We start from the raw sequence: 22,332 nt of genomic DNA on the forward strand, positions 1-22,332 counted from the left end.
AGGGCGGAAATGGCGGTTTATGACGAACGCATCCCACAAGTAAAACAAATCCCACCTCAACCGAAAAAGAAAGGGAGCCGCAAACTTCTTTTCCTCTTGGTTTTCTTCTTTTTGACAATATTGACGGTGTTGTTTATCCGTTCACCATATAGCAAAGTTAGTGAAATCAGAGTGACTGGCAATTCCATTTACAATCCAGATGAAATTATTGCAGCGTCAGGTGTTACCAAAGGGATGCAGTTTTTTGCAGTATTTGAAGGCGTCGTCCAGAAAAATGCCTCTGTTTTAAAAGGGATTAACGAGATAACTATTACACGGGAATTTCCGGGAATCATTCAGCTTCACATAAAAGAATACCGACGAATTGCCCTTGTTTTTGATGCATCGGGCAAAAGATACCCTCTACTGGAAAATGGCATGCAACTACTGGAAAAGAACTACCAAAACAACGTAGTGGACAGGCCTATCATCCGAAACTGGGGTACAAAGGAACTGCTCGAACCACTAGGAAAGCAGCTTGCCCAGTTGCCAACAGCACTCTTAACCGAGATTTCTGATATCTCATTGACGCCCACACAGTATGACAAAAGTAGAATCACTCTCTTCATGAAAGATGGGAATCAGGTGCAAAGTGTGATTCATCTCTTGGCAAAGAAAATTGTTTGGTACCCTGCTGTCGTGAAGGAAATTCCGAAGGGTGAAAAGGGAACAATCTATATGCTGGAGAGCACCTGGTATAGCAAGTACGGAAGCACCCAACCGCCAGAGCCTCCAAAAACAGATGACGAGAAGAAGGAGTCTACGACTAATGAAGGTACGTAAATTTCACATTTTTTTAGCGTTCGTCACTGTCACGACTGGCTTTCTGATGGCAATCTCGATCGAGTCAACCAAACTGCGTACTATGGAAAGAGAAAAGGATCAGAAATGGCAGCAGGAGACGCAGCTAAATGAGCGAATTCTGGCTGAGAAAGAACAGAATCGCAAGCTGGAAGCACAACTCCTGAAAATTCAAAAGGATGTCGGTAAAGTCGAGGAAGCGATGGCCATGCGCCAAACGGCCGCAGCATCGATCCTGCATGAGTTGGAGAATTCCCGTATGCTGTCAGGGGCAATTCAGGTAGAGGGACCAGGTCTGATGGTTACCCTGCAAGATAACCCCAATGCTGCCAACTCGAATGAAATTACCAAGTACATTGTGCATGAACAGGACATCAGACGAGTGGTCAATGAGCTGTATGCGGCAGGAGCAGAAGGGATCAGCATAAACAATCAGCGCCTCGTCAGTAACTCTGCCATTCGCTGTGTTGGTCCTACCGTTATCGTTAATGGAGTGAAATCTGCGGCCCCGTTCGTCATTACTGCGATTGGCGACCCGGTTACGCTAGAGAATGCTCTCAAGCTTCCTGGGGGAGTCATTAACCTATTGGAAGGGTACGTACAAATCGAGGTAGTAAAGAAAGATCTGGTCGAATTACCAGCTTTTGTCGGCGATACAAAGTCTGACAATCGCTCTTCATAGCAGAGGCAGGGATGGATACATGTTGACACAAACCCGCAAAATAACGTTTATTCTCACTGGTATAAGTGCTATTATAGGTGTTATGTTAGCAACCCAGTTGCAAAGCAAACAGGACCCTAAAGTTAGTGAAACCAGAAGTATTACTGAACTGCGTGCCACTTTGCAAAAAGAACTGGAAAAGCACAAAAGCCTGTTAGCTGACATGTCCAAAAATGAAAAACTGTTATACGAATATGAGACCTCTCTCAATGCTGGTGAATCGGTAGAAGTGATGAAGGACGAACTGGAGAGAGCCAAAAAGCTGGCTGGCCTGGTACAGGCAGAGGGAACGGGTGTCGTCATCCGAATCATCGATGCTCCCATCCCAGTCGGTGTGACTCAGCCAATTGGTGCTGTCCATGAGGGTTCTTACCAGCCTAATCTGGTTGTTGATGAGGATTTACGCTGGTTGATTAATGAGCTGTTTGCCAATGGCGCCAAAGCCGTCTCGATTAATGGGCAACGCCTGATATCCACCAGTTCGATTCGAAATGTAGGTGAAGAGATTCAAGTTGACACGAGACCGGTTCGACCACCATATGAGCTCAAAGCGCTGGGCGAACCAGATAATCTGATCACTGGTTTAAAACTCGCAGGAGTGGAAGAAAACTTCCAGCTTGCGAATAAACTTGTCATCATGGAGAAACGGGACAAGCTGACGATCTCTGCATTTGTTGGCAATCGAACGATTCACTTTATGAAACCTGTAAAAGCAAAAGGAGATTCGTAGGCATGTGGTTACCTGTCGTAGGACTAATCATTGGTCTGTCCGTTGGTTTTTTTCTCGAATTGCGTATCCCGTTAGAGTACAGCAATTATTTATCGATTGCCTTATTAGCAGGTCTGGATACGATATTTGGGGGAATCCGCTCTTATCTGGAGAAAATGTTTAACGTGCGTATCTTTATGTCAGGCTTTTTCTTTAATACGCTGCTAGCTGCGGGTCTAGCCTTTTTGGGCGGTTTCTTAGGAATCGACTTGTATTTGGCTGCGATTGTTGCTTTTGGTGTAAGGTTGTTTAACAACTTGGCGGTGATTCGTAGGATAATTTTATCAAGTTGGTTAAGTAAAACGGAGTAAAAGCTATGACTAAAGTAACATAATTTGAGTTTTTGTTAAAATTTCATGCTAGAAAAAAAGGGAATGATTATCCTGTGTGGAATAGATTATGCAGATGTGTTTGCTATAGTTATGTCGTAGTAGAGGAGGTGTCACTGGTTTGGTGAGTAACCATAATGAACTCATAGTCAGCTTAGATATCGGAACGTCAAAAGTACGTGTAATCATCGGTGAAATTAATGGCGGAACGATTAACATCATAGGGGTGGGACAAGCCCATTCCGAGGGGATCAAAAAAGGAGCTATCGTCGATATAGACCAAACCGTGCATGCCATCCGGGAAGCTGTCGATCATGCCGAGCGTATGGTTGATGTTACCATTGAAGATCTTTTTGTTGGAGTAAGTGGTAATCACATTGAGCTATATGAAACTCAGGGGGTCGTAGCTGTTTCCAGTGAGGACCGTGAGATTAGAGAAGAAGATATTCGTCGTGTCATTCAAGCAGCGAAGGTAGTTGCCATTCCTCCAGATCGTGAAATCATTGAAGTTGTCCCGAAAGAATTCGTTGTAGATGGTCTGAGAAGCATTAAGGACCCACGTGGAATGATTGGCGTCAGATTGGAAATGGAAGGAACGATTGTAACCGGTTCGAAAACCGTGATACATAATATCGTTCGTTGTGTAGAAAAGGCTAATTTGCGAATTGCGGGCATTTTCTTGCAGCCATTGGCAGCAAGCCGTGTCGCTTTGTCCAAAGACGATAAAAATCTTGGTGTCGTGCTCGTTGACATTGGTGCCGGATCGACATCAATTGCAGTTTTCCAGCAAGGACAGCTTGCTGCAACATCTGTAATTGGAGTAGGCGGAGACCACATTACAAGCGACATTACGCTGGGACTTCGAACACACACGGATGTGGCTGAAAAGGTAAAAATCAAGCACGGATGCGCATTGATAGACGAAGCTTCTGAGGAAGACAAGTTCAAAGTTTCGAGAATCGGCAGTGATGTAGAGAAACAGTTCACTCAAGTGGATCTTGCGAATATCATTGAACCTCGAGCTGCTGAGATCTTCAATTTGGTTGAAGATGAAGTGTATCGATTAGGTTATCAGGATGATATTACAGGTGGTTATGTGCTTACAGGTGGAACAGTTTCCATGCCTGGCATGCTCGAGTTGGCCAAGGAAGAATTCCAGACTCCAGTGAGAATCGCTATTCCTGATTACATCGGAGTGCGTGACCCTGCATATACAGGGGGAGTAGGATTAATACAATATGCTGCCTCCCATTCCGAACGGAAAGCAGAACGCAACGTTTCTAGCAGCCGACCACTGCAAAAGACCGGGGCAAGTAGACAGAAAGATTCAGGTTTAATTGAAAAAGTGAAAAATTGGTTTAGTGAATTTATCTAATTTTTTATTCTTGTTTTTCGCTTCTCAAATTCAGTCGGACCTTTTGTCAGCCACAGAGCTTCCGGTTCAAAGGGTAACAACTAAGACACGGCTTCAAGGGGAAGCTTTTCGTATGATCCAGTGAGGAGGAACTTTCAGTATGTTGGAATTTGACCTAGATTTGGAACAATTGGCTCAAATAAAAGTAATTGGTTGTGGCGGCGGAGGAAGCAACGCAGTTAACCGCATGATCGCTGGTGGTGTGAAAGGCGTTGAATTCATCACTGTCAATACCGATGCACAGGCGCTCCAATTATCACAAGCAGATATTAAATTGCAAATTGGAGAAAAATTAACGCGCGGTCTTGGTGCAGGAGCGAATCCTGATGTAGGAAAAAAAGCTGCTGAAGAAAGCCGCGAACTGATTGAAAATGCATTGCGTGGTTCTGATATGGTATTCGTAACAGCCGGTATGGGTGGCGGTACGGGTACTGGTGCAGCTCCTGTAATTGCAGAAATTGCAAAAGAATTGGGAGCTTTGACCGTTGGTGTGGTAACTCGTCCATTTTCTTTCGAGGGACGCAAGCGTTCACTGCAAGCAGATGCAGGTATTGCTGCCTTGAAAGAAAAGGTTGATACATTGATTGTGATTCCGAATGACCGTTTGTTGGAAATCGTTGATAAAAACACGCCGATGCTCGAAGCATTCCGCACAGCGGATAACGTACTCGGACAAGGTGTGCAAGGGATCTCTGATTTGATCGCTGTACCTGGTTTGATCAACTTGGACTTTGCGGACGTCAAAACAATTATGACTGAACGTGGATCTGCGTTAATGGGTATTGGTATCGGCAGCGGTGAAAACCGTGCTGCTGAAGCAGCTCGACGTGCAATCTCCTCACCATTGCTGGAGACTTCCATTGATGGTGCTCGTGGTGTCCTGATGAATATCACAGGTGGAAGCAACCTGAGCCTTTATGAAGTAAATGAAGCGGCAGACATTGTTTCTTCCGCTGCTGATATTGATGTGAATATGATCTTCGGTGCGGTAATTAACGAAGAACTGAAAAATGAGATCATCGTAACTGTTATTGCTACCGGATTCGAACAGAACCAACAGGCAAGTGCTGCACGTCGTCCTCAACCACAGGCAGCAACTACTCGCCCATCGCAACCAACTTCACAAGCAGGCTCTACTCGCCAACGTGAAGAAGAAGAGGAAAAAATCCTGTCCATGAGCAGCTTGGACAATCTGGATATTCCTGCATTCTTGCGTAACCGTCGCAGAAATAAAAAGTAGTTCTGAGTGAAAATATCATGTGAAAAGCCTTGTATCCACGGGATACAGGGCTTTTATATTATTAAATAGACGATCGCTTTATTCAAGGATAAACCGCTGGATTTTTCTCCTGATGAGCGCGATGGAGCTACACCAATTCCGGATATATCCTGTTGTCGTATATCATTGAGCAGCTATCCGGTCAACCGTTCGGTGAGTACATCAAAGTGGTGGAGGATTTGTATAAATGGTATCGAGCCTTATATACAGACAAGTTGGTGAGCAAAGAAGGGCTGGAGCGTATGTTTACTCCTTATATGCCGATTTACGGGGGTACGGCTGGCATATCATAGAAGTGAGCATTGCAGGCAAAATGAGAAAGCGCATTGGCCACCTGGGAGATTGTCGTGGATTTGTAAACAACTTTGTCCGCTATATCGACGAGGATCTCGTTGTGATTGTTTTAAGTAATCTTGCTATTACACCAGTTGAGCAGATTTCTACAGATCTCGCTTCCCTTGTGTTAGGAGAGTCGATCGCCCCGATTGAGCAGATTGAACTGCGTACGCTGAATACTCAGGAGCTTGAGCTGTACACAGGAACCTATGTAGTAGAGGGGGAACACCCGCAAACGATTCAAATTATACGGGAAGAAAACGCCGATTGAATTTCTGAGAGATGAGCATGGCAGTATTACACAGATGGTTTATCGAGATGTATACCGAACGAAAAAGATGGCACTGAGAGAAAGTAAACGGGAGATTAATACTAGGATAAAAGGAATAGAAAGAGCCATCTTATGCTACCAGATTATTGGCGCAAGAAGGCTCTTTTTGCATAAAATTATTTCTACAAAAAAAGTAAAAAAAGCTGTCAAGAACTGACAGACTTTGGAATAAACATTGAGATATACTGTTTTTGCCAGACGGGGGTGAATTCAGTATGGTAGTGTATCTCGATATCATTCTACTCCTGAATTTTGCGATTGATACCTTATTGTTGTGGTTCACTGCGTATTTTCGCAAGGAGCGTATCGTTTGGTGGAGATTGCTACTTGCCTCTTTTTTTGGGTCTACCTACATTGTTTTCTTCTTTTTCCCTTCTTTTGCGGGACTCTATCAATGGGGAGTGAAATTGGTTTTTTCCATACTGATGTTGCTCATCGCTTTCGGAGTATCCCGTTTATTCACATTCATTCAACATTTATGTATTTTTTATTTCATCGCCTTTGTATTTGGTGGGGGAGTATTCGGGCTAGAGTACCTGCTTTCCTCCCAAAGTGAGATTGTAAATGGAATCTTGGTCACTCATAATGATGGATTTGGCGTTGGTACCAAGCCTACCTTTTTGGTCGTTATTGCCGGGTTCATTGTGATTTGCTTTTTAAGCAAAAAAAGTTACGAAGCAATCCAGGAACCACGAAGAGTAGAAGCCTTTTTGGTTGATGTTGTGATCAAACTGAAAGGTGAAAGTGTCATCTGTCGTGGTCTGGTTGATACGGGAAATCAGTTGCACGAACCTGTCACTAGAATCCCCGTCATGGTGGTGGAGAGTCAATTGTTAGCCCACCTCTTGCCTCCTGCGTTACTAGCTCATATAGCGAATGATGCTAGTAATCTGGATGGCTTGGATGATCTGCTGCAATCGCTCCCTGATGAATGGCACACCTTATTGCGTCTGGTACCTTACCGAAGTGTTTCCAGAGGTATGGATTTCATGGTTGCCTTCAAGCCAGAGCAGGTCATGGTTCAGGAGAAGGGGAAGCGATTTGAGACAAATCGGGTGCTGGTTGGTCTTAATTCCCTTCCGCTGTCAAGCACAAAACAATATCAAGCAATTGTTCATCCTGCGTTGATTCAGCAAGTTGAACAAACCATTACAAGAGAACAGGAGGGTTAGCATGTTCGTAAAAATCCGTCTACATGTACAATTGCTGTGGTATCGCCTGCTGTTGTTAATCGGAGCTCGAGCAGAAGAAATCTACTACATTGGTGGAAGCGAAGCACTACCGCCGCCACTTACACGCGAAGAAGAAGAAATTTTGCTTGCACGCCTTCCTTCTGGTGATGGAGCCGTCCGCAGCATGTTGATTGAACGCAATTTACGCCTGGTGGTTTACATTGCGCGTAAATTCGAAAACACGGGGATTAACATTGAAGATTTGGTCAGTATTGGCACAATCGGTTTGATCAAAGCAGTTAACACGTTTGACCCGGATAAAAATATTAAACTTGCTACGTACGCTTCACGCTGTATTGAAAACGAGATACTCATGTACTTGCGCCGTAACAATAAAATCCGATCGGAAGTGTCGTTTGATGAACCGCTTAATATCGATTGGGATGGTAATGAGCTTCTTCTCTCCGATGTATTGGGGACAGAAAATGATACGATTTACAAGAACATTGAGGATCAGGTTGATCGCAAGCTGCTAAAAAAAGCACTGGATAAACTGTCTGATCGAGAGCGCACAATTATGGAACTGCGCTTCGGTTTGGCAGGGGAAGAAGAGAAGACACAAAAGGATGTAGCTGATTTATTGGGAATCTCCCAATCCTATATTTCTCGTCTGGAAAAGCGAATTATTAAACGATTGCGGAAAGAATTTAACAAAATGGTGTGACGCATAATTTCCATTTCCAAGGGGATACTGTTCCTAACCGTTCCAGAAAGTGGTTGTCCTTACGACACCGGGATAGGAACTTTCTTCGCTCCGAGGAGGGAACAAGCGTGACACGCAACAAAGTTGAAATCTGTGGAGTAGATACCTCCAAGCTTCCCGTGTTGACTAACAAGGAAATGAGGGACCTATTCGAACGATTACAAAGTGGCGAGCACTCAGCCAGAGAGAAACTGGTGAACGGTAACCTCAGACTAGTGTTGAGCGTGATCCAGCGATTTAATAATCGTGGAGAATACGTAGATGATTTGTTCCAGGTTGGTTGTATCGGTTTGATGAAGGCAATCGATAATTTCGACCTCAGTCAAAACGTAAAGTTCTCAACGTATGCGGTGCCGATGATCATTGGTGAAATCCGACGTTATCTGCGGGACAACAATCCGATCCGTGTATCTCGGTCACTGCGGGATATTGCTTACAAAGCATTGCAGGTTCGGGATAACCTCACAAACAAGCATTCGAGAGAACCGACCATCGTGGAAATTTCATCAGAGTTGAATGTACCAAAGGAAGATGTTGTTTTTGCCCTTGATGCCATTCAAGACCCTGTGTCCTTGTTCGAGCCAATCTACCAGGACGGTGGAGATCCGATTTATGTAATGGATCAAATAAGCGATGAGAAGAACAAAGATGCCCTATGGGTAGAGGAAATAGCACTTCGCGAGGGAATGCAAAGACTCGGTGATCGTGAAAAAATGATTCTGTCGATGAGGTTTTACGAAGGGAAAACACAAATGGAGGTAGCTGAAGAGATTGGCATATCGCAAGCACAGGTTTCCAGGCTCGAGAAAGCAGCCATTGCGCATATGCAAAAGCATGTCCAAACGTAAATTATGAGTGGGGGGTCCGATAAGGGGATCGCCCCATTTTCTTTTGTTTTTCCAATTGGCTTTGCAAAATATAGTAATCAAGCTCTTGACTCAACAGTACGACACTAGGATGGGTCAGACTTCCCTTTTCTCCCGCAAGACGCACTAGCTGATTGCGTATTTGCTCGATTTGTTCTACCAGATTTATTGTTTCAAATAAGGGGGTGCTTGCTTTTGCATTAGCCAATGTTCTTCACTCATTTCATCAAAGCTTTACTATTTTAAATAGATGGTAATATATGGTGAGCAGTTTTTTAAAAAGAGATTATTTCATCACTTTTTGTGCACATAGGTCAAAAGAAGCATGAAAAGGCTTCAATCCTAGCTAAACTGGGGAGTTTGGCTGAGAGATTGAAGCCCGTGTCACAAAAAATTCACATTCGATTACATAGGAGTTATGGCCTACCACCGTTATCTAATATAGTATAGCCTGTTCCATTTCCTGGAGCGATTGGCCTACCACCGTTGTCAGCCGATGCAAGAGTTGGGATTGAGAGTACCGTCAGAATTAATGCGACTAACAGAAACTTCTTCATTTACTTCCCTTCTTTCCAGTTAATTAATATCTCAAGATAGGTATTCTGTTGTTCAGGAGTCGCAAACTGCCTTACCTGCTCGTAGGTGTAAAGCATGGTTCCTATCTCTTGAAACAGATTGAGATGCAAAGCCTTTTTTGCAGCGAGCAGCAGATACTCAATGCCTTTTGTATACTCTTGTAATCCGATATGAAGCAAGGCAAATGAATATTGAAGTCTCATACCAAATTTATCATAGAGAATAACGCCATATTCTAACCTGATTTTACCATAAAATCTTTCAACTACCAATTTTGCTTTTGAAAAATTTGAGTTATGTAATAGTTTTCTGAGCACAATGGACAACCCGGATTCGATATGAGTCATCGTATCCAGCCAGTCGAGGTAAGCATCCACATGCTCCAGATCACCCTTTTCAATACGGATCATTAATCCGTTCCCATATGCCAGATTCTCAAAACCGGGGATAGAAGAATACATAGCGGTTAACTGCATTGCTTCCTCATAATGCCCCAGTTCTTTCTTGGCGAAGCTTTTTATCATCAGGCAGTAACCGTATGTATCTTCGTCAACCCCTTTGGCCAACTTTTCCAGCTCCACAGCGTAATGGGCTGTTTTAACCCAGTCGCTGGAGATATAGTAGTAGGTCATTACTCGATCATAAGCTTTGATTTTTTCTCGAATGGGCAAGCGATCGATGACAGTCAACAGTATGCTTAACTTTTCAAACGAGACAGAGAGATTAAAGCGTTGCATATAATAAATCCGAAAATAACTGATCGCAAGCTTGTCCGAATGGAAATCCGTTTCATTTTGTGAATAAAAATCAAACAAGGCAAGTGCCTGTTGATACTCACTTTCTTTATAAGTAGGAAGTGATCCGTATTTTTTTTCTGCCTGTTGGAAAATTGATTCCGCTACTTGAAACACAAAATCCAGCTTTTTTGGATCGTATTCCAGCAACATATTTAGCAGCTCGAGGGCTAGTGATATTTGTCCTGTTTCCAGACATCGACGTAAGTATTTTTCGAACTTGTCCATAATGAAAATGGTACTTGAGGTCTTTGTCCGTTGTTCAACACATTCCCCATAAAATAATGGGTATAACGACCCTTCTTCCAAGCCCAATACTTCCATCAGCTTATCTAGGGTTTCAACGGTAAACAAATGGTTTCCATTTATGGCTTTGGTAAATCCCGTACGCCCAACCGAGATTCGCTGAGCAGTTTCAGATTGGTTTAACCCATTACGAGCCATGTGTTTGCGTATGGTATCTCGTAATTCCAAGCGTGCCAAGTCAACATCATGCACAAACACGAATAACCCTCCTCAAAAAATTCCCAATCAATCACAAATGGTAAAAAATTGAATAATTGAATTTTATAAAAAAAAATTTAAATAAGCAAATACATTTCAAAATTCGCTCAGCTTGCACATATAAATAAAATAATGGCGAAAGTAGGTGAAAGATAGTGGTAAAAATTTCCGACTTTCAGACAAAGGAAGTTGTTAATATTTTGGATGGGAAACGGTTGGGTCAAATAACGGATTTGGAGATTGACCTTCGTCATGGTAAGATCGAAGCGATCGTCATACCTGGGCCAGGCAAGTTCTTTGGATTTTTGAGTGCCGGGAATGATTATGTCATCCCCTGGCGCAATATCGTGAAAATTGGGAAGGATGTGGTTCTTGTTCGAGTGGATGAGCCGATCCGCATAGAAAGTAAACCACCATACGAGAATGAATGATGGATGGAGACACGTTAATGCCGTGTCTCTTTTTTGCTTTTGGTTGCGATTCAACCGGGAAGCCGTTAAGATGGTAAGGAAATGGTGAATTTTGGGCAACACAAGGGATAAGAAGGAAGAAGGGGTAAACGTGGAGGCTTTTGTTCGTTCAGAGACTACTGATGCACTGCACCTGCGTGAATGGGAAGAGCGTTACCCCGATCTTGTCGTCGGTTTCACTCTTCGGACAAGTGGGTTTGGCAGTAGTCCATTTTCATCGAATAATATGGGGCTGCATGTTGGTGATGATCCAGATGTTGTCGTTAAAAATAGACGCCAGCTTAGCAATCGACTGGGATTTGAGTTTGACGTGTGGACGTCGGCAGATCAGGTGCATGGTAAGCAGGTTTATCAGATTACGAGAGAAAACTGTGGTGCTGGCAGAGAGAAGCAGGAAGATTCCATACCTTGTACGGATGGGATTTTTACCAATCAATCTGACATTTTACTGACCTCCTTTTATGCCGATTGTGTGCCATTGTTTTTTATCGACCCCATTCATCGTGTAATCGGTTTGGCACATGCTGGCTGGAAGGGAACAGTAGGTAATATTGCCAAGGAAATGATCCATACATTCGAGTCGAAGTTTGGTAGCAAGGCAGAAGACATATTAACTGCCATCGGCCCGTCGATTCAGGGTTGCTGTTATGAGGTCGACGAGCACGTAATGAAACAGGTACGAGAGAATGTTCCTTCATGGGAAGAATGTGTCGTACCTTCAAAAAATTCCGATCGATATATGCTGGATTTACCCGCTAGTAATCAAAGGATTATGGAGAATGCGGGAATATTGCCGCAACATATCGTTCGAACGTCATGGTGTACCAATTGCCGTACAGACCTGTTTTTTTCTCATCGCAAGGAAGCAGGAAATACTGGACGTATGGCTTCATTTATCGGATGGAAACGTCAGGGGAGGGAGTAGTTTGAGTCGGTTGGTAACTACCCAAGTAGTTCAACATCGTTTAGTGGAAATTCAACAAAAAATTGAAGCGGCCTGTAAGCGTGCTGGACGCAATTCAGAAGAAGTTAAAATTGTAGCAGTCACCAAGTATGTAGATACGGATGCCATCGGTGAAATATTGCGAGCGGGCGTTACTCACATTGGTGAGAATAAGGTACAGGATGCCCTTCCCAAATACGAGGTGTTCGGCGGAGAAGGTGTTTGGCATTTTATCGGACATCTTCAGACAAATAAGGTAAAAGATGTGGTAGGACGTTTTGCCTACATCCATTCTCTTGACAGACTTTCGCTTGCACAGGAAATCAATAAAAGGGCAGAAGCACTGGGGATTCAAGTGAACTGCTTTTTACAGATCAACATCTCAGGAGAAGATACAAAATTTGGACTTAATCCCAATGATGTCTTGGCTTTTGTACAAGAAACCAGTAATATGAAACATATAAGGATCACAGGATTAATGACAATGGCTCCTGCTGTCGATAATCCGGAAGAGGCTCGACCCGTTTTTCGCGGGTTAAAGGAGTGGCAAGAACGTCTGCAAGCGCTTCAACTGCCAAATGTAACAGTCGAAGAGCTTTCTATGGGGATGTCTGGTGACTTTGAAGTTGCGATAGAAGAAGGAGCTACGTTTGTACGGCTTGGTTCCGTCCTTGTTCGCCCGGAATAGGTACCGGGAATGAGAGAAATGTCTGGTGTAAGGGGGTTTGTTGAAATGGGAGTTATGAATAAGATCATGGGCTTTTTCGGACTGGACGATAACGATGAGTATTACGAGGAAACGATTGAAGAACAACATGAGGAAGATGATTTCCAACCGAAAAAGCAATCAGCCAAAGTGAATAATGTGGTAAGTCTGCATGCTGCTCGGGAACAATCGGGGATTCGTTTGATGTTGTTTGAGCCTCGTCATTATAGCGATGCCCAGGATATTGCCGACAATTTACGCCAGCGCCGTCCAGTTGTAATCAACTTGCAACGTGTAGACAAAGAACAGGCGAAACGCATTGTCGATTTCTTAAGCGGTACCGTTTATGCTTTAAATGGAGATATTCAAAAAGTTGGTGATCATATCTTTGTTTGCACACCGGATCACGTTGACATTCAGGGTACGATTTCGAGTGTTGTAGAAGAGTAGTTGACTGCCAACAAGACATGAGGTGAATGCATGGGCTATTACATAGATACAATTATTCAATATGCGTTTACGATTTATCGATATATGATTATCGCTTACATTTTGATGTCTTGGGTTCCGCAAATGCGTGAAACTTCAATAGGTGCATTGCTGGAGCGGTTGGTCGAACCTTATCTGGCTCCATTCAGACGGTTTGTCCCGTCGTTAGGAATCATTGATATTTCCCCAATCGTCGCTTTGTTTGCCTTGTTTTTTGCAGAACTTGGGCTTCGATCATTAATCGATATGCTTTTATAGGGCGATTGGTATGAGCCTATTTGATCATTTTCGTAAAGAAGAGCTTCCTTTTGTGGAACGGGCGCTTGAGATGCTTTCGCTGGTGGAGCGAAAGATGTCCTCGCGCCTGACTGATTTTATGGACCCCAGGCAATTATCGATCATGCAGAGTTTGTCTTCACAAGTAGATGATGTGTTAATCCATGCTGACGGTGGATATATCGGGGCAGAACGAAAAAGGGTGTTGATTCATCCGCCGTATATCGAGCCGGTTCAGGAAGATTACCAGCTTGTGTTGGTCGAGATCAAAGGAGATCAGCGTTTTATCAAGCTGGAACATCGCGATATCCTTGGCGCAGTGCTGGGGATTGGCGTGAAACGGGAGAAGTTTGGCGATATTATTCTCGACGAACAGGGGTGCCAACTGATCCTGGCAAGGGAGATTTTTGATTTTGCCCGGTTGCAGATTACCCAAATTCACCGAATTCCTGTTTATCTGGAAGAAGTAGAGTGGAGCAAGATCCGTTTTTCCGAGCAGAACCTGGTCGAAAAGCAAATCACCGTTCCATCGCTTCGGCTGGATGCAGTGATCGGCGAAATCTATCATTTGTCGAGGAATAAAGCATTGATTCCGATTCGAGCGGGGAAAACCAAAGTGAATTGGAAAGTAGTAGATGACCCGTCTCATATGGTACAGACGGGCGATGTCATCTCTGTTGGAGGTCAGGGGCGCTGCAAAATTTTAGAGACTAGCGGGCCCACAAGAAGTGGAAGATTGCGTGTAACTGTCGGTTTGGTGACGTAATCCAAGTTTTTCATTCTTTTTTGCAGGAAATCAGAAGATACTGTCGAAATACAAGGAAAAATGACTCTTTGCTAAAAGTGGGGTGTTCTCGTGCCGTTAACGCCATTGGACATACATAATAAGGAATTCAGTACAGGCTTTCGCGGATATAACGTAGATGAGGTAAATGAATTTCTTGACCAAATTATCAAAGACTTCGAGCTGTTAATCAAAGAGAAAAAGGAACTCGAAGAACGTCTTACGCTTCAAAATGAACGGGTAGATCATTACAAGAGTTTGGAAGAGAATTTGAGCAAGTCCATTCTCGTGGCTCAGGAAACAGCAGAGGAAGTCAAATCCAATGCTCGTAAAGAAGCACAACTGATCATTAAAGAGGCAGAAAAAAATGCGGATCGAATTGTGAACGAAGCACTAGCCAAATCTCGCAAAGTAGCGATTGAGATTGAAGAGCTGAAGAAACGTGCTTCTGTTTATCGCATGCGTTTCCGCACCTTGCTTGAAGCGCAACTGGAAATGCTTGAAAATGGTGACTGGGAAGATTTGGAAAAAGTATCATCCCATGCTGATTTGAGCGAATAAACGGTTGACGATAGGTAAAGAATGGAGTTATAATAACATCCAATATTTTTATACAAAACTGTTCAAAAAGAGAGGATGTTTCAATGCCCCGATGAGAGGGCACAAACAGAGCCTCGAAGTTCAAGGCGCGGAAGAACCGAGCAGCGGAGCGTAGGTGAGTCTACGTGAGCAGCGGAGGGGCGACGCAACGCAGAAATTCGAACGCTATGTTTACCGGACTTTTTGAACTACCTTATACAAAAAAAGACGATGAACGGGAAGAGTACGTGCTAGCCAGTCTGTCAAGAGAGCCGGGAGAAGGTGGGAACCGGTCAGCACACTGCACGGAAAATCACCCGGGAGTTCAATAAACCGAACCTGACACAGGAAACCGCACTTTTTTACGGTCATATACCGTTTTGTGTTAGCAGTAAGTGAGCGTGTCATTCACGTTACGAATGAAAGAGTGGGCGATTTTTAGGCGTGAAAATCGTTCAATTGGGTGGTACCACGGGAAGTCTTTCTCGTCCCTTTTTCGGGGACGTTGAAGACTTTTTTTATTTTATGAAAGGCGGAGTGAACAAGATGAGCGTCGATTACAGCAAATCATTGAATTTACCAAAAACAGAATTTCCTATGCGTGGAAACTTGCCGACCCGGGAGCCGGAGGTGCAAGCATGGTGGGAAGAGCATGATATCTATGCAAAAGTTCAGGAACGCACCAAGGGACGTCCTACTTTTGTTTTACATGACGGACCTCCATATGCAAATGGAGATATCCACATCGGCCATGCTTTGAACAAAATCCTGAAAGATATGATCGTTCGTTATAAATCAATGGCTGGATTCGATGCCCCGTACATTCCAGGTTGGGATACGCATGGGTTGCCGATTGAGCAAGCGATTATCAATGCACAGGGATTGGATCGCCGCAGTATCGAAGTAAACGATTTCCGAGCACGTTGTGAAGAGTATGCATGGTCGTACATCGACAAGCAGCGTGCGCAATTCAAGCGTCTGGGTGTGCGTGGAGATTGGGAGAATCCTTACGTAACACTGCTTCCAGAATATGAAGCTCGTCAGATCAAGGTATTCGGCGAGATGGCGAAAAAGGGCTACATCTACAAAGGATTGCGCTCTGTGTACTGGTCTCCGTCTTCTGAGACTGCATTGGCGGATGCTGAGATCGAGTACAAGGATAAACGTTCTGCTTCCATTTATGTTGCTTTCCCAGTGAAAGACGGCAAAGGCAAGCTGGATACCGATACGGGTGTTGTCATCTGGACGACTACTCCATGGACCATTCCTGCGAATTTGGCGATCTGTCTCCATCCTGAACTTGAATACAGCGTAGTGAAAGCAAACGATCGCAAATTCGTCCTCGCTTCTGGGCTCGTTGAAGCAGCATCCAAAGAGATCGGTTGGGAACAGGTTGAGGTTGTTGCTACATTCAAGGGCTCCGATTTGGAAGGCGTTGTAGCGAAGCATCCAATCTACGACCGTGAATCGCCAATCCTGATGGGTGAGCATGTAACTCTCGATGCAGGTACTGGTTGTGTTCACACCGCACCTGGACACGGGGAAGATGACTTTAACGTCGGGATGAAATATGGAATTGGCGTGCTCTGCCCAGTAGACCACGAAGGTAAAATGACGAGCGAAGCGCCTGGTTTTGAAGGCTTGTTCTATGAAGATGCCAACAAGGTAGTGACGGAAAAACTGCAAGAGGTTGGAGCATTGTTAAAACTCGGCTTCATCACTCACTCCTACCCGCATGACTGGCGTACCAAAAAACCGGTCATTTACCGTGCGACAGAGCAATGGTTTGCTTCCATCGATGGATTCCGCCAGCAGCTTCTGGATGCCATTAAAGAAGTGAAATGGATTCCTGCATGGGGAGAAACCCGTTTGGCTAACATGGTAGCTGACCGTGGTGACTGGTGTATCTCCCGACAACGTGTATGGGGTGTGCCAATCCCGATCTTCTACTGCAAATCGTGCAACGAACCGATCATCAACGACCAAACAATTGACCATGTAGCGGATCTGTTCAGAAAAGAAGGCTCCAAAGTCTGGTTTGCTCGTGAAGCAAATGAGCTCATTCCTGCAGGACTCACGTGCCCATCTTGTGGTACCAAAGAATTCCGCAAAGAAACAGACATCATGGACGTATGGTTTGACTCCGGTTCCAGTCATGAGGCCGTGCTGCGTGAGCGTGGACTTCCATGGCCTGCTGATTTGTATTTGGAAGGATCAGACCAATATCGTGGCTGGTTCAACTCATCACTCTCTACAGGAGTTGCGGTTAACGGTACTGCACCGTACAAAGGCGTGCTCAGTCACGGATTTGCGCTTGACGGGGAAGGCCGCAAAATGTCTAAATCCTTGGGTAACGTCGTTGTTCCACAAGAGGTTACCGATAAACTGGGTGCCGATATCCTCCGTCTGTGGGTAGCTTCTGTAGACTATCAGTCCGACGTACGGATTTCCGATGCCATTCTTACGCAAATTGCAGAAGTATATCGCAAAATCCGCAATACATTCCGTTTCTTGCTCGGTAACCTGGATGGTTTCGATCCAGCAAAAGACCGTGTAGCATATGAACAATTGAGCGAACTGGATCGCTATGTTCTTGCCAAGGAAGCACAGGTAGTTAGCCGAGTGCGCAAGGCGTATGACGACTATCAGTTCCATACGGTATTCCATACCATCCATAACTTCTGCACGATCGATTTGTCCGCCTTCTACCTTGATATTTGCAAGGATCGTCTGTATGTAGAGGCGCCAAACAGCTTGAAACGCCGTGCAGCACAAACGGTTATGTATGACACCTTGCTCGATCTTGTGCGTTTGCTGTCGCCAATTCTTTCTCATACGGCTGATGAGGTATGGCGCTTCATTCCAGGCGTATCTGAGCTAAGCGTACAGCTTACTGATATGCCAGATGCTAATGAACAATACTTGAACGTAGGCAACGAGCTCGAAAGCAAGTGGGATGGCTTCCTTGCTGTACGTGATGAAGTGTTGAAAGCAATGGAAGAAGCTCGCCGCAACAAGGTGTTTGGTAACTCTGTGGATGCAGCACTTGTTCTCTTCCCGAACGAGCAAAGCTACGCTGCTCTTACGGCGATGGAAGACTTGGCAGACCTGTTTATCGTTGCAGCAGTAGAGGTGAAACAGCCGGGTACACCTGCTGATGAAAAAGCGATGAAGTTCGAAAGTATCGCTGTAACTGTCCTGCCAGCAGAAGGGGTCAAATGCGAACGTTGCCGTGTGGTAAAACAGGATGTTGGAAACCATCCAGAACACCCGCAACTGTGTGAGCGTTGCCACGATATCGTCGAAACACATTATGCTGATGCATTAAATTCATAATCAAGAAAAGAGGCACTTTCGTTCTATGGAGCGAAGGTGTCTTTTTGGGTTCTGGGACAATAATCCAATGGCAGGCAAATGACATGCACCTCTATGAAATGATATACTGAATGTAATGAATTGCCTGTGGTAAAGGGGGCTCTGCGTGTGTCAGATGAAAAACTGAATCAAATGCAAAACATGTTGACGGATTTGATTGGGATTGTTGGTGCCACGAATGTAAAAGTATCGAAGCTGTCTGACACAGTTGATACGATAGCTAACACAGTCCATACGTTAACCAGCACTGTCGATACGGTAGCTAACACAGTTGTTTCTCTAACTGACAGAGTTGATACGTTGTCTGAAAGGGTTGATAAATTTTCTTATCAGACCAATGCACGATTTGACAACATCGAGGAAAGACTCTCTTCAATAGAACAGGTATTGTTTCGATTAGAACGTCTGGAAAAGCGTCAAAACAAGACAACCATACGTGTTGAAGTATTGGAAGCAGATGTAGCACTAATTCAAGAACAAATCAATAACTAAACCTTACGAAAATTCGATTTCCCTTTTTGAGGATAATCGGATTTTTTCTTTTTTGTACTTTTCTTTTGCATTTGAGGCATACTACAAAAACCAATCTGACATAAAGGATGGTGCTATTGTGGACAATGCGAAGCTCGCCCGTCTAAAAGAACGTTTATTGGAAGAAAAACGTGATATAGAAGAACGAATTCAACATAATGACGAGTATGATTTACAGCATTCCATGTCTGAATCAATAAATGAATTTTCCATGTACGACAACCATCCGGCCGATGTGGGAACCGAGATGTTTGAGCGAGAAAAAGATCTTTCCCTTTATCTGTTGGATCGTGAACAGCTAAGAGAAATTGATCAGGCGCTGGAGAGAATGGAAAATGGTACATACGGCATATGCACAGTGACCGGTAAACCCATACCAGAGGAGCGACTGGAGGCATTGCCGTGGGCAGCAACAATTAAAGAAGAAGCACCGCAACCGTTTGTTAGCGAACAGCGCCCGATTGAAGAAGAATTTTTGAAGCCGCCATTCGGACGAACATCACTGGATGAACGGGAAGATGCCAATTTCTTTGATGGTGAAGATGCATGGCAAATCGTTGAGGCATGGGGAACATCCAGCACACCCTTTTCCTTTGTGGACAATGATAAGACGGATTACAAGGAAATGTATATTGAATCTGATGAAAACGAAGGGTTTGTTGAAGAAGTAGAACAGATTGGCTACACCGACATCCACGGCTATCACGGTCCTGAAAGCGTGAAATTCATGCGCAGCGGTACGTACGAAGAATATATGCGAAAGCAAGAAGGTAAGGGCAACTTCCTTGATTACGACGATTACCTGGAAGATCGGGCGGATCGGGAAGGCCGTGATGACATCATGTGATGATCAGCTTTGAGAGGAGAGACTAAATGTATATCGACAGAGTAGAGACGTTTCCCTGCCTCTATAAAGTCACAAAGCCTTATGGTGATGCAAATGGATTCAAGAAATATCGTGTCATTTACCTGATCAAAATTACAACACGTTCTGGCTATATCGGATGGGGAGAATGTATCGACTGGCTTCCGACCCTGCACAAAGGGTTTCAGGAACGGATTATTCCCTACCTGTTAAATAAGAAAGCGACCGATCATCACAAACTGGTACGTGTCATCAGTAAATGGCATCAACGGGGTGCAACGGGAGTGAGTATGGCCTTGACAGAAATTGTAGCAAAAAAGGCCAATCTCTCCATCTGCGATTTATGGGGAGGGGCTTTCCACCAGACGATTCCGTTGTATGCCTCTTTTCAATCCTATGCTGATGAAGAAAATTGGCAAATGAATCACTCCCTTTCGCATGTCGGCAAAACGCTTCAAGAAGGCTATCAGATGATCAAGATAAAAATTGGCGGCCGTTCGATTCAAGAAGACCAGGAACACGTCGAATTAATTCAAGAACTGGTGGGTTCAACAGCGAAAATCGCCGTAGATGCGAATCAGAGCTATGATTTGGCGACTTCTCGTATTTGGTGTGACTTTTTGAGCAAGTGGAATAATATTCTGTGGTTTGAAGAACCAATGCCAGTAGATCGTACAGGCGATTATCAACAGTTGCGATCATTCTCCACAATCCCTATCGCAGGCGGGGAGAACCTGCTCTCATCCAGCAAATTTTTGCCTCTTTTACGGGAGGGAGCAGTAGACATTATCACACCAGATACGATGCACGAAGATGGCATAGACGGATTTCGGGATACGATGCAATTGGGAAGAAATTTTGGGATACGTACTTCTCCACATGCGTTTGATGGTGCCTTGTCACGGATCTATGCGATGTTGGCACTTGCCTGTTCGCCACCGTGGAGCAAAATGTCATCGGATGATATTGAGCCTCTGGAGTGGGATGTCATGGATAATCCGTTTACGAGCATTGCGTCCATTCGCCCGGAAAAAGGAGATGTGAAAGTTCCAACCGGCATTGGACTAGGGCTGGAACTGGATCAGGAGCGAATCGACCATTATTTATGGGATGGGAGCACATACATTTAAGGAACGAGGAGTGGACATGGCTCAAGACACGAAAAATCTAATTGGCTTAGCAGGTGTTCCACTGGTAATGGTGCTGGGTAATTCTATGTTAATTCCTGTTCTTACCACCATGAAGAACAAAATGGATTTAACAGCTTTTCAAACGAGTTTCCTCATAACTGCCTTTTCAATTGCTGCTGGCATCGTGATTCCGTTCGCAGGCTACTTTTCGGATCGATTTAACCGAAAAGTGGTTATTACGATTGCGCTTAGTCTGTATGGTATTGGTGGCTTGATTGCAGGACTTGCTGCCTTGTGGTTTGACGATCCATACACACTCATTATTACTGGACGAGTACTGCAAGGGATCGGGGCTGCCGGAACGGCTCCTATTGCCATGGCTTTGGTAGGAGATTTGTTTAATGGAGCTTCGGAGAGCCGAGCATTAGGGTTGTTGGAAACATCCAATGGCTTAGGGAAAGTGCTTAGTCCCATTATCGGGTCATTGCTTGCGATTATTGCCTGGTATATGGTTTTTCTTGCGTTCCCGATCCTTTGCGGTGTTGTACTGGTAATCTTTCTGTTCCTGGTGAAGGAAAAGAAGCAAAAAAAAGAACCAATGCCAGTAAAGCAATACGTGCAATCAATCAAGATGGTGTTCAAGAAAAATGGCAAATGGCTTGTCCCTGCCTTTTTTATCGGGAGCATCTGTCTGTTTACTTTGTTCGGCGTACTTTTTTATCTTTCTGACCTCCTAGAAGAGAAGTATAAAATTGATGGCGTACTCAAGGGCGGTTTTCTTGCAATTCCGCTTCTGGCCATGAGTACAACAGCTTATATTACAGGGGCAGCGATTAAGAAGAATTTAAAGTTGATGCGTGCCCTTATCGTCATAGGGATGCTGCTGCTTTCAACATCGTATTTGATCGCAAGCTTCGTCAAAGGCATATACTGGCTAATTGGAGTCCTCGTAATCGGCAGTGTGGGGACAGGGCTCATCTTACCATGTCTCAACAGCATGATTATCGGTGCGGTAAAGAAGTCGGAGCGAGGGATGATTACCTCTTTATACAATGGTGTCCGCTTTATTGGGGTTGCTATTGGCCCGCCTGTTTTCACGTGGTTGTTGGAGTTTTCCACTGACGTCATGTTTTACTCCATCACAGGACTGGCTCTCGTTTTTGCGATTATTGCCTTTTTCTTTGTCAAACCGACTAATAATCAGAAGCAGGCACAGGAAGATCAACAGGGTCAGGAGGCAAAAGGGAAAGAAAATGCAACTGCTGACGAGCAAAATGAAACAGATGATGATGAGAAAAAGAAAAATATGGCTGCGTTTGAACAGTTGCTGGAGGATATGCGTGCTGGAAATGTGCTGGGAGAAATACGAAATATTGCAGATGAGCGAAAAGAAAATGACAACAAGAAGGGCATGTTGGGATACCATCCGCCTCGACCTGCTATTTTGTTTCGCAGAAGACAAAAGGAAAAAACGTAAGGCTTGGAGCAAA

The 22,332-nt window shown here is 44.3% G+C and carries 24 protein-coding genes and 1 other annotated feature; of the genes, 22 read left to right on the forward strand and 2 right to left on the reverse strand.

What is annotated here, in order from left to right; genetic code table 11:
• Positions 1 to 9: 9 nt before the first annotated feature.
• The 10 genes from ACPW7N_RS09105 to sigG all read left to right on the forward strand — a co-directional run bounded on the left by ACPW7N_RS09105 (position 10) and on the right by sigG (position 8,802).
• The gene (locus ACPW7N_RS09105; protein ID WP_425650744.1) at positions 10 to 822 is read left to right on the forward strand and encodes a cell division protein FtsQ/DivIB; all 813 of its coding nucleotides are present in this window, start codon (positions 10 to 12) and stop codon (positions 820 to 822) included.
• Positions 809 to 1,522 carry a DUF881 domain-containing protein gene (locus tag ACPW7N_RS09110; RefSeq protein ID WP_425650745.1) on the forward strand — a complete coding sequence of 238 codons (714 nt, stop codon included), beginning with the start codon at positions 809 to 811 and terminating at the stop codon, positions 1,520 to 1,522. The genes ACPW7N_RS09105 and ACPW7N_RS09110 overlap by 14 nt, the downstream gene beginning before the upstream one ends.
• A 19-nt stretch (positions 1,523 to 1,541) precedes the next feature.
• A complete protein-coding gene (locus tag ACPW7N_RS09115) occupies positions 1,542 to 2,291 on the forward strand; it encodes a DUF881 domain-containing protein (RefSeq protein WP_425650746.1) in 750 nt (249 codons plus the stop codon).
• Positions 2,292 to 2,293: 2 nt separating this feature from the next.
• The gene (locus ACPW7N_RS09120; RefSeq protein ID WP_425650747.1) at positions 2,294 to 2,641 is read left to right on the forward strand and encodes a small basic family protein; all 348 of its coding nucleotides are present in this window, start codon (positions 2,294 to 2,296) and stop codon (positions 2,639 to 2,641) included.
• 139 nt (positions 2,642 to 2,780) lie between these two features.
• Positions 2,781 to 4,034 (forward strand): cell division protein FtsA, encoded by a 1,254-nt coding sequence (gene ftsA, locus ACPW7N_RS09125; protein ID WP_425650748.1) that lies wholly within the window; start codon positions 2,781 to 2,783, stop codon positions 4,032 to 4,034.
• A 139-nt stretch (positions 4,035 to 4,173) separates the two neighbouring features.
• A complete protein-coding gene (gene ftsZ / locus ACPW7N_RS09130; protein ID WP_425650749.1) occupies positions 4,174 to 5,313 on the forward strand; it encodes a cell division protein FtsZ in 1,140 nt (379 codons plus the stop codon).
• A gap of 226 nt (positions 5,314 to 5,539) precedes the next feature.
• Positions 5,540 to 5,959 carry a hypothetical protein gene (locus ACPW7N_RS09135; RefSeq protein WP_425650750.1) on the forward strand — a complete coding sequence of 140 codons (420 nt, stop codon included), beginning with the start codon at positions 5,540 to 5,542 and terminating at the stop codon, positions 5,957 to 5,959.
• 275 nt (positions 5,960 to 6,234) lie between these two features.
• On the forward strand, positions 6,235 to 7,191 hold the full coding sequence (gene spoIIGA / locus ACPW7N_RS09140; RefSeq protein ID WP_425650751.1) for a sigma-E processing peptidase SpoIIGA: 957 nt from the start codon (positions 6,235 to 6,237) through the stop codon (positions 7,189 to 7,191).
• A gap of 1 nt (position 7,192) precedes the next feature.
• Positions 7,193 to 7,915, forward strand: a complete 723-nt coding sequence (gene sigE / locus ACPW7N_RS09145; RefSeq protein WP_425650752.1) for an RNA polymerase sporulation sigma factor SigE — start codon at positions 7,193 to 7,195, stop codon at positions 7,913 to 7,915.
• 107 nt (positions 7,916 to 8,022) lie between these two features.
• Complete coding sequence (gene sigG / locus ACPW7N_RS09150; RefSeq protein ID WP_425650753.1) at positions 8,023 to 8,802, forward strand: RNA polymerase sporulation sigma factor SigG; 780 nt, start codon at positions 8,023 to 8,025, stop codon at positions 8,800 to 8,802.
• Between the two features lies 1 nt (position 8,803).
• On the opposite strand, the gene ACPW7N_RS09155 is transcribed toward sigG, so the two are convergent.
• Positions 8,804 to 9,028, reverse strand: coding sequence for a Spo0E family sporulation regulatory protein-aspartic acid phosphatase (locus ACPW7N_RS09155; RefSeq protein WP_425650754.1), 225 nt, complete (start codon positions 9,026 to 9,028; stop codon positions 8,804 to 8,806).
• Between the two features lie 349 nt (positions 9,029 to 9,377).
• The gene (locus ACPW7N_RS09160; RefSeq protein ID WP_425650755.1) at positions 9,378 to 10,694 is read right to left on the reverse strand and encodes a helix-turn-helix domain-containing protein; all 1,317 of its coding nucleotides are present in this window, start codon (positions 10,692 to 10,694) and stop codon (positions 9,378 to 9,380) included.
• A 155-nt stretch (positions 10,695 to 10,849) separates the two neighbouring features.
• Between ACPW7N_RS09160 and ACPW7N_RS09165 the strand changes: the two genes are divergently transcribed.
• The 12 genes from ACPW7N_RS09165 to ACPW7N_RS09220 all read left to right on the forward strand — a co-directional run bounded on the left by ACPW7N_RS09165 (position 10,850) and on the right by ACPW7N_RS09220 (position 22,319).
• The gene (locus tag ACPW7N_RS09165) at positions 10,850 to 11,125 is read left to right on the forward strand and encodes a YlmC/YmxH family sporulation protein (RefSeq protein WP_425650756.1); all 276 of its coding nucleotides are present in this window, start codon (positions 10,850 to 10,852) and stop codon (positions 11,123 to 11,125) included.
• A gap of 130 nt (positions 11,126 to 11,255) precedes the next feature.
• Entirely contained in the window at positions 11,256 to 12,089 is an 834-nt protein-coding gene (gene pgeF, locus ACPW7N_RS09170; protein WP_425650757.1) for a peptidoglycan editing factor PgeF, read from the forward strand.
• Position 12,090: 1 nt separating this feature from the next.
• On the forward strand, positions 12,091 to 12,795 hold the full coding sequence (locus ACPW7N_RS09175; RefSeq protein WP_425650758.1) for a YggS family pyridoxal phosphate-dependent enzyme: 705 nt from the start codon (positions 12,091 to 12,093) through the stop codon (positions 12,793 to 12,795).
• Between the two features lie 45 nt (positions 12,796 to 12,840).
• On the forward strand, positions 12,841 to 13,263 hold the full coding sequence (locus tag ACPW7N_RS09180; protein WP_425650759.1) for a cell division protein SepF: 423 nt from the start codon (positions 12,841 to 12,843) through the stop codon (positions 13,261 to 13,263).
• Between the two features lie 30 nt (positions 13,264 to 13,293).
• Positions 13,294 to 13,560 carry a YggT family protein gene (locus ACPW7N_RS09185; RefSeq protein WP_425650760.1) on the forward strand — a complete coding sequence of 89 codons (267 nt, stop codon included), beginning with the start codon at positions 13,294 to 13,296 and terminating at the stop codon, positions 13,558 to 13,560.
• A 10-nt stretch (positions 13,561 to 13,570) separates the two neighbouring features.
• Positions 13,571 to 14,344, forward strand: a complete 774-nt coding sequence (locus tag ACPW7N_RS09190) for a YlmH family RNA-binding protein (RefSeq protein WP_425650761.1) — start codon at positions 13,571 to 13,573, stop codon at positions 14,342 to 14,344.
• Between the two features lie 90 nt (positions 14,345 to 14,434).
• Positions 14,435 to 14,923 carry a DivIVA domain-containing protein gene (locus ACPW7N_RS09195; RefSeq protein WP_425650762.1) on the forward strand — a complete coding sequence of 163 codons (489 nt, stop codon included), beginning with the start codon at positions 14,435 to 14,437 and terminating at the stop codon, positions 14,921 to 14,923.
• Between the two features lie 240 nt (positions 14,924 to 15,163).
• Positions 15,164 to 15,437: a binding site (T-box leader), on the forward strand.
• A 50-nt stretch (positions 15,438 to 15,487) separates the two neighbouring features.
• Positions 15,488 to 18,277: an isoleucine--tRNA ligase gene (gene ileS, locus ACPW7N_RS09200; RefSeq protein WP_425650763.1), complete on the forward strand. Its 2,790-nt coding sequence runs from the start codon at positions 15,488 to 15,490 to the stop codon at positions 18,275 to 18,277.
• Positions 18,278 to 18,424: 147 nt separating this feature from the next.
• Positions 18,425 to 18,808 (forward strand): hypothetical protein, encoded by a 384-nt coding sequence (locus ACPW7N_RS09205; protein WP_425650764.1) that lies wholly within the window; start codon positions 18,425 to 18,427, stop codon positions 18,806 to 18,808.
• Between the two features lie 118 nt (positions 18,809 to 18,926).
• Positions 18,927 to 19,694 carry a TraR/DksA C4-type zinc finger protein gene (locus ACPW7N_RS09210; protein ID WP_425650765.1) on the forward strand — a complete coding sequence of 256 codons (768 nt, stop codon included), beginning with the start codon at positions 18,927 to 18,929 and terminating at the stop codon, positions 19,692 to 19,694.
• A 26-nt stretch (positions 19,695 to 19,720) separates the two neighbouring features.
• On the forward strand, positions 19,721 to 20,842 hold the full coding sequence (locus ACPW7N_RS09215) for a mandelate racemase/muconate lactonizing enzyme family protein (RefSeq protein ID WP_425650766.1): 1,122 nt from the start codon (positions 19,721 to 19,723) through the stop codon (positions 20,840 to 20,842).
• A gap of 16 nt (positions 20,843 to 20,858) precedes the next feature.
• Positions 20,859 to 22,319 (forward strand): MFS transporter, encoded by a 1,461-nt coding sequence (locus ACPW7N_RS09220; protein WP_425650767.1) that lies wholly within the window; start codon positions 20,859 to 20,861, stop codon positions 22,317 to 22,319.
• The last annotated feature ends 13 nt before the right edge of the window (positions 22,320 to 22,332 follow it).

This window comes from Brevibacillus nigriterrae, from assembly GCF_049846925.1.
Classification (GTDB): Bacteria; Bacillota; Bacilli; order Brevibacillales; family Brevibacillaceae; genus Brevibacillus_H.

Excerpts from the sequence above, each read along its gene's own strand:
- ACPW7N_RS09105 (WP_425650744.1), top strand. The coding sequence starts at position 10 with ATGGCGGTTTATGACGAACGCATCCCACAAGTAAAACAAATCCCACCT.
- ACPW7N_RS09110 (WP_425650745.1), top strand. The coding sequence starts at position 809 with ATGAAGGTACGTAAATTTCACATTTTTTTAGCGTTCGTCACTGTCACG.
- ACPW7N_RS09115 (WP_425650746.1), top strand. The coding sequence starts at position 1,542 with ATGTTGACACAAACCCGCAAAATAACGTTTATTCTCACTGGTATAAGT.
- ACPW7N_RS09120 (WP_425650747.1), top strand. The coding sequence starts at position 2,294 with ATGTGGTTACCTGTCGTAGGACTAATCATTGGTCTGTCCGTTGGTTTT.
- ftsZ (WP_425650749.1), top strand. The coding sequence starts at position 4,174 with ATGTTGGAATTTGACCTAGATTTGGAACAATTGGCTCAAATAAAAGTA.
- ACPW7N_RS09135 (WP_425650750.1), top strand. The coding sequence starts at position 5,540 with ATGGTATCGAGCCTTATATACAGACAAGTTGGTGAGCAAAGAAGGGCT.
- spoIIGA (WP_425650751.1), top strand. The coding sequence starts at position 6,235 with ATGGTAGTGTATCTCGATATCATTCTACTCCTGAATTTTGCGATTGAT.
- sigE (WP_425650752.1), top strand. The coding sequence starts at position 7,193 with ATGTTCGTAAAAATCCGTCTACATGTACAATTGCTGTGGTATCGCCTG.
- ACPW7N_RS09180 (WP_425650759.1), top strand. The coding sequence starts at position 12,841 with ATGGGAGTTATGAATAAGATCATGGGCTTTTTCGGACTGGACGATAAC.
- ACPW7N_RS09185 (WP_425650760.1), top strand. The coding sequence starts at position 13,294 with ATGGGCTATTACATAGATACAATTATTCAATATGCGTTTACGATTTAT.
- ACPW7N_RS09190 (WP_425650761.1), top strand. The coding sequence starts at position 13,571 with ATGAGCCTATTTGATCATTTTCGTAAAGAAGAGCTTCCTTTTGTGGAA.
- ileS (WP_425650763.1), top strand. The coding sequence starts at position 15,488 with ATGAGCGTCGATTACAGCAAATCATTGAATTTACCAAAAACAGAATTT.
- ACPW7N_RS09215 (WP_425650766.1), top strand. The coding sequence starts at position 19,721 with ATGTATATCGACAGAGTAGAGACGTTTCCCTGCCTCTATAAAGTCACA.
- ACPW7N_RS09220 (WP_425650767.1), top strand. The coding sequence starts at position 20,859 with ATGGCTCAAGACACGAAAAATCTAATTGGCTTAGCAGGTGTTCCACTG.